Below are 6,065 nucleotides of genomic sequence, written 5' to 3'. Positions count from 1 at the left end.
CTCCTTCAGGTAGCGGCGCATCGAGGTGTAGTCGGTGCCATCAGGCGTGCCGAGATTGACCAGGAGAACTCCGATGTTGCCGCGTTTAATAGTGGGGTGACCGGCAGTTTTTTTGAGCATCACATCCTTCTTCATTTATCAACCCAATTGAATACGGATGGAATGCGGGATGGATCAGCGGCGACTGAAAATTCTGAAGCGACCAGGGAAAGCGTTCTTGATTGAAAGCTGCGATACTGGAAGCGGAACACAGCGCCCGTTCATCTTTCGACATTCGCCTGCGGCCCCCGCGAAACCTTGACGAACATAACATGAACATCTAAAGTCGCGTCATGACACCTATGGCACTTGGAAAGAAGCTGGCGATCCTATCGGACGCAGCCAAGTACGACGCCTCATGCGCCTCGAGCGGTGGCGAGAAGCGAGATTCACGCAAAGGAGGAATAGGATCTTCCGGTGGGAGCGGTATTTGCCATGCCTACACGCCAGATGGGCGATGCATATCGCTATTAAAGATCCTGATGACGAACTTCTGCATCTTCGACTGTGCCTATTGCATCAATCGCGTCAGTTCCAATGTCGAGCGCGCGCGGTTTAGCGTCGAAGAAGTGGTATCATTGACGCTCGAGTTTTACCGACGCAACTACATTGAAGGCTTGTTTCTCTCCTCAGGTATCATCCGCTCGCCTGACCAGACCATGGCCGATATGGTCCGCATTGCCCGAACGCTGAGAGAAGTCCACGGTTTTAAAGGCTACATTCACCTCAAGACCATCCCCGACGCACAGGCTGAGCTCATTCGTGAGGCCGGCCTTTGGGCCGACCGGTTGTCAATAAATGTCGAACTGCCAAGGGATTCGAGCGTAAGGAAGTTCGCGCCGGAGAAGCGGCCGGAAACCATTCGTGCCGCCATGGCACAGGTTCGGCTGGAAGGTGAAGCCGCGCAAGACAAGACCCACACCGGCCGCAAGCCGCAACGCTTTGCCCCTGCCGGCCAGAGCACGCAGATAATTGTCGGCGCTGACGGCGCCGACGATACCGCCATCCTGTCCTGCGCAACCCGGCTTTATAGCGGTTACAAGCTGCGGCGCGTTTACTATTCGGCGTTCTCACCGATCCCGGACGCTTCCTCTGCGCTTCCCCTGGTTCAGCCACCGCTTGTTCGGGAGCACCGGCTCTATCAGGCCGACTGGCTTCTGCGATTTTATGGCTTTACGACCGACGAGATCGCGACCGGCACGCAAGGAGGCTTTCTGGATCTGGAGCTCGATCCGAAGACGGCATGGGCGCTGCAGAACCGGCAATTCTTTCCGGTCGACGTCAACCTCGCCTCCCGCGATACGCTTCTGCGCGTGCCGGGATTTGGGACGCGCGTGGTCGACCGCATCATCACCGCGCGACGCAATCGCCGCCTCCGTGTCGAGGATCTCGCTCGAATGGGAGCGCTGACACGCAAGGCTCGCCCCTTCGTTGCCCTGCCCGGCTGGAGCCCCGGCGGTTTGACGGACAGCAGCGATCTGCGCGCGCGCCTGGCGCCCCCGCCAAAGCAACTTCAGCTTCTATGACTTACGGGGTCTCACTTCCGGACAAGGGAACTTTTGATGCCTGGCGAAATGCCGCCAGGCGCGCTATCAGCCACCGGATCGCCCCCGACCAAATTGACTGGAACAGCGCGGGCGGCCTGTTCGACAGGGCCTTTCTCCCGGAGACTCCAGGCGAGCACGCAGCACGCGTTCCTCAAGCCTTCATGACTTTGGCGCAGTCCGTGATCTGGCATTCAGCACCAGAACGCTTGGCGCTCCTTTATCGCGCGCTTTGGCGCCTCGACAGGCGCGAGGGCGAGCCGCTCTCGCCCGCCGATCCGCTCGGTCGCAAACTGTCGCTTATGCAGAAATCCGTCGGACGGGACATTCACAAGATGCATGCATTCGTTCGCTTCCGCGAAATCTCAGCAGAGGGTCCGCGTCGACGCTTTGCCGCCTGGTTTGAGCCGACGCACAATACGCTGGAGCCGGGAAGCGCTTTCTTTGCCCGCCGGTTCGGCGACATGGATTGGATGATTGCGACGCCGCGCTTGACCGCCCTTTTTGTTGACGGCGCGTTGACCTTTGATCAGGGTGGCACGAAACCAGACCTGCCGGAGGATGCGGCCGAGAAACTTTGGGCAGCCTATTTCGTCAACATCTTCAATCCGGCCCGCATCAAGCTCGACGCCATGCAGTCGGAGATGCCGAAGAAATACTGGCACAACCTGCCGGAAACGCGCTTAATCCCCGAGATGCTCGCCGCAGCGGAAGCACGGGTGCAAAAGATGCACGAGGCAGGCATCTCCGCGCCGCGAACGGGCGCAGCCCCGGTGTCCGAGCGCTATCGGGCTTCAATGCCGCAGCCGCCCGAGCAAATTGACACCCTGGAGGAGGCATCGAAGGCAGCGGCACAATGTCGGCGTTGCGACCTGTGCGAATCCGCGACGCAGACCGTCTGGGGTGAAGGTGCCGCTGACGCGCAGCTCATGATCGTCGGCGAACAGCCTGGCGACCGGGAAGATATCGAGGGCCGCCCGTTTACGGGGCCGGCCGGGCAGTTGCTTCGGGCATTGCTTTCCGACGCCGGTATAGACGCAAGGACGCTGTGGCTGACGAACGCCGTCAAGCATTTCAAGTTCAGCCCACGTGGCAAGCGGCGCCTGCACCGCAATCCGGACCGCGGTGAAATTGCTCATTGTCGCTGGTGGCTGGGACTGGAACTGACCCTTGTCAAACCGAAGTTGACGGTGGCGCTTGGCGCCTCCGCGGCCTTCGCCCTCACAGGCGACAACCGTCCTATGGCGGAGCGGCGGGGGGAGATTGAAACCGGTCTTCACGGCGGCCCCGTCCTCGTGACATGGCATCCTTCTTATATCCTGCGTGCAGGCGACCCAGCAGCCGCCACGATCGCCCGAGATGATTTGGCGCGAGACCTGGCCAAGGCCATGGCAGTTATCTATGAAAGAGGAGTGTAGCAACTCAACCAGAGATCGTGCTGAGTTACCGAATATGCACCCTCCGGCCGAAGAGGGGATGGCGAGAGTGAAAGAGAGGCACGTACTGCTTGGTCGCTTGGCGCTTCCCAGCCTACCCTACTCTTGAGGATCTATCGGCCGGAGCTTCCATGATGTCCAGGTGCTTGGTGACCAGGACTGAAAGGCGTCCGATCGAGGGGTGGAGTTTCTTGCATTGGATTAGAAGCCTTCTAATATGTCCTCAGGTTTTAGGGACTGGGGCATGGCGAGAAGTCTGACGGTTACGGTGTCCAGAGCCGCGACGTTTGTCATTGCGGCAATGTTTGCGGCGCTTGTCGTGCTACTGAGCCTGTGGTTATACGAGAGCTACCATGCCGCGATACGGCGGACCGAAGAGCGCGCAATTGCCGCCTCGAAAATCGTATCCACGAACGCCTCATGGATAAACGCGCTCTCGGCACAGACACTTCAACGAATTGATGACGCTCTTGGACCGACGCTGGGCATTGCCACGGATGACGTCAAGAACATCAACGAGGCGGTTTCTAATCTTCCGGGTCAAGTTCAGGCCTACGTCGTCGACCGGAATGGCCGGACACTTCTGTCCACCGATCCCGATATAAAGCCCATCGACATAAGGGACCGCGAATACTTCGCCGCCGTCGAAAAGGGAGCGAAAACTTTCGTTTCCGGTCTGCTGGTCAGCAGACTCAACAATCAGCAGATATTCGTGTTCAGCCGACGCCTGGAACGGAGCGGCGTGTTCGTCGGCGCTGCAATGGTGTCGTTCCAAGGGAGCGACCTGCTGAAGGATGTTTGGGAGGCCGTCTCTCTCGGCACGAATTCGACTATCAGCATGATCCGCAAGGACGGAGAACTCGTCGCACGCTACCCCGCCCCCGGCGGTCCGTTGAACATGAGCAAGTACGTATTGTTTACAGACTATCTTCCCTCCTCGCCCAACGGGACTTACGAGGCAATATCTCCAACGGACGGCGAGCACCGTATGGTCGCCTATCGGGTTGTTGAGGGAACGGACATCGTTGCGCTCGCGTCGGCTGACTACCGTGTCGGGCTGGTCCCCTTCCGCAATGACGTCTTCATCGCGATCGCCGTTATGGCACTTGCTGCCGCTTCATCGCTTGCCGCAGGAGGATGGGTCAGGCACCTCGTTAAGCGCGATGTGAAGAAATCCGCCCAACTTGAGGCCGCACTTGAGGACAATCGCCTTCTGCTGCGCGAAATCCATCATCGGGTCAAAAACAACTTTCAGGCTGTGCAGGGCGTCATCCGCATGCAGCTACTGCCGCCCGAGGCACAGAAGTCGCTCTTTGACCGGATCGGCGCCATGATCGCGGTCCATGAGCAAATATATGATCGCGACCAGTTCAACGCCCTGTCCGCCCGTGATCTTATCCCGTCGATCGTGGACAAACTCGTCAGCGCCTATTCTGACAACGTATCCGTACGGTACGATATCGGTGCGTTTGACCTGACACCCGAACAGGCCACGGCCGTCGCGCTCCTGGTGAACGAGGTCGTGACAAACAGTCTTAAATACGCGTTCCCGGACGGCCGCCCAGGGAAGCTCGAAATAGCGTTCCACAAAGTGTCTTCGCGCCGCTCCCTGCTTACCATTTGCGACAACGGCGTGGGCTTCGACACATCGACTGTGCGCAAAGGCATGGGCAGCCGTATCATTCGCGGGGTCGTAAGTCAGTTGCGCGGTTCATTCGAATACAAGTCAACAGAAGGCACGCACTTTATCGCGCAAGTCGAGCTCGGTCTAACAGACTGAGGAGCAACCTCGTTAAGACTGTTTGCGTGACCTCATAAGATGCCGCGTGCGCCCCCATTTCGGAAAACCTTGAAAACACAAAACGCGCGGATAGATACCTATCATCTGCAATCCGTTGTTTGGGTGGCCCGCAACAGCCGACCTGGATGAGCAAAATGGCCGACGAAAACCACCTTCGTGACGCCCGTGATGCGGGCGACCGCCTCTTAGCTTCACACCCATCTGAAGATCCATTCGCGGCTGCGTTCAAGGCCACACGCATGCCGATGCTAATTACCGATCCAAGGCAGGACGATAATCCCATCATCTTCGCGAACCGAGCCTTCACCGAGTTGACCGGCTACAGTCAGAATGAGTTGGTCGGCCGGAACTGTCGCATTCTCCAAGGGCCGGACACGGACAAAGCGGCGATCGCTAAGATCAGGGATGCCATTTCAGAAGCGCGCGATGTCTCGGTCGACATCCTCAATTACCGTAAGGACGGTGGCAGCTTCTGGAACGCGCTGTTTGTCAGCCCCGTCCGCGATCAGGCCGGCGCAGTGATCTACTTCTTCGCGTCACAACTCGACTTCACGAGCACCAAAAGCAAAGAAGCCGAGCTGGCCAAGGCGCGCCAGCTTGCAGAAGAGGAAGTCTCAAGTCGCACTGCGGAGCTCATGGAAGCGCTGCGCGTGAAAACTGCCCTTGTCCACGAGGTCGATCACAGGGTTAAAAACAACCTTCTGACAATCGCCTCGATCATCAGATTGCAAATGCGGATGACCAGCAACGCTACGGTCGCACAGACACTTAAATCAATACTCGACCGCGTCGAGGCTCTGAGTGCCGCCCAAAGGAAGCTTCTCAATGATAACCGCGTTGGTCAGTTCGATGTGGCCGATTTCGGTCGAGACCTGATTACCGAAATCGTGGGTTCTCTGAAAAGGCCAGACATCATCTTAACTACGGACCTTCATTCTGTGACAGTCTCGGCGTCGAAAGCTTCGGCCCTCGCCCTTATCGTTAACGAACTCGTTGGTGATGCAGTCCGACGCGGCCTCAGTGATGGCGGGGGCGAAATACACCTCGAAATCCGAAGGCTCAACGGACACTTGCTCATACGAGTCCTGGACACGGTCACACCCGTCGAGGTCGACAAAGAACAAGAGTCCTTCAGCCGCGCCATGCTTGACGCCTCGATCAGGCAGCTAAGGGCAACCAGCGAGCGAGAGGTTTCCGGTCACCGCACGGAAGTTCGTGTAACGCTGCCGGTAGGAGATTAGGAAG

General features: G+C 58.3%; 4 protein-coding genes and 1 pseudogene. 4 read left to right on the top strand and 1 reads right to left on the bottom strand.

What is annotated here, in order from left to right:
* Positions 1-135 (bottom strand): annotated as a pseudogene (hemH, locus tag ASE71_RS37115) (ferrochelatase); the annotation flags it as partial.
* 206 nt (positions 136-341) lie between these two features.
* Here hemH and ASE71_RS24940 point away from each other — a divergent pair.
* The 4 genes from ASE71_RS24940 (at position 342) to ASE71_RS24925 (ending at position 6,061) form a co-directional block, all read left to right on the top strand.
* The gene (locus tag ASE71_RS24940) at positions 342-1,565 is read left to right on the top strand and encodes a putative DNA modification/repair radical SAM protein (RefSeq protein WP_060520790.1); all 1,224 of its coding nucleotides are present in this window, start codon (positions 342-344) and stop codon (positions 1,563-1,565) included.
* The gene (locus ASE71_RS24935) at positions 1,562-3,001 is read left to right on the top strand and encodes a UdgX family uracil-DNA binding protein (RefSeq protein WP_060520791.1); all 1,440 of its coding nucleotides are present in this window, start codon (positions 1,562-1,564) and stop codon (positions 2,999-3,001) included. The genes ASE71_RS24940 and ASE71_RS24935 overlap by 4 nt, the downstream gene beginning before the upstream one ends.
* A 262-nt stretch (positions 3,002-3,263) precedes the next feature.
* Positions 3,264-4,799 (top strand): sensor histidine kinase, encoded by a 1,536-nt coding sequence (locus ASE71_RS24930; RefSeq protein ID WP_060520792.1) that lies wholly within the window; start codon positions 3,264-3,266, stop codon positions 4,797-4,799.
* A 155-nt stretch (positions 4,800-4,954) separates the two neighbouring features.
* Positions 4,955-6,061: a PAS domain-containing protein gene (locus ASE71_RS24925; RefSeq protein WP_034799995.1), complete on the top strand. Its 1,107-nt coding sequence runs from the start codon at positions 4,955-4,957 to the stop codon at positions 6,059-6,061.
* Positions 6,062-6,065: the final 4 nt, after the last annotated feature.

Source organism: Ensifer sp. Root954 (assembly GCF_001429005.1).
Classification (GTDB): domain Bacteria; phylum Pseudomonadota; class Alphaproteobacteria; order Rhizobiales; family Rhizobiaceae; genus Ensifer; species Ensifer adhaerens.
This window is presented reverse-complemented; position numbering and strand designations above follow the sequence as displayed.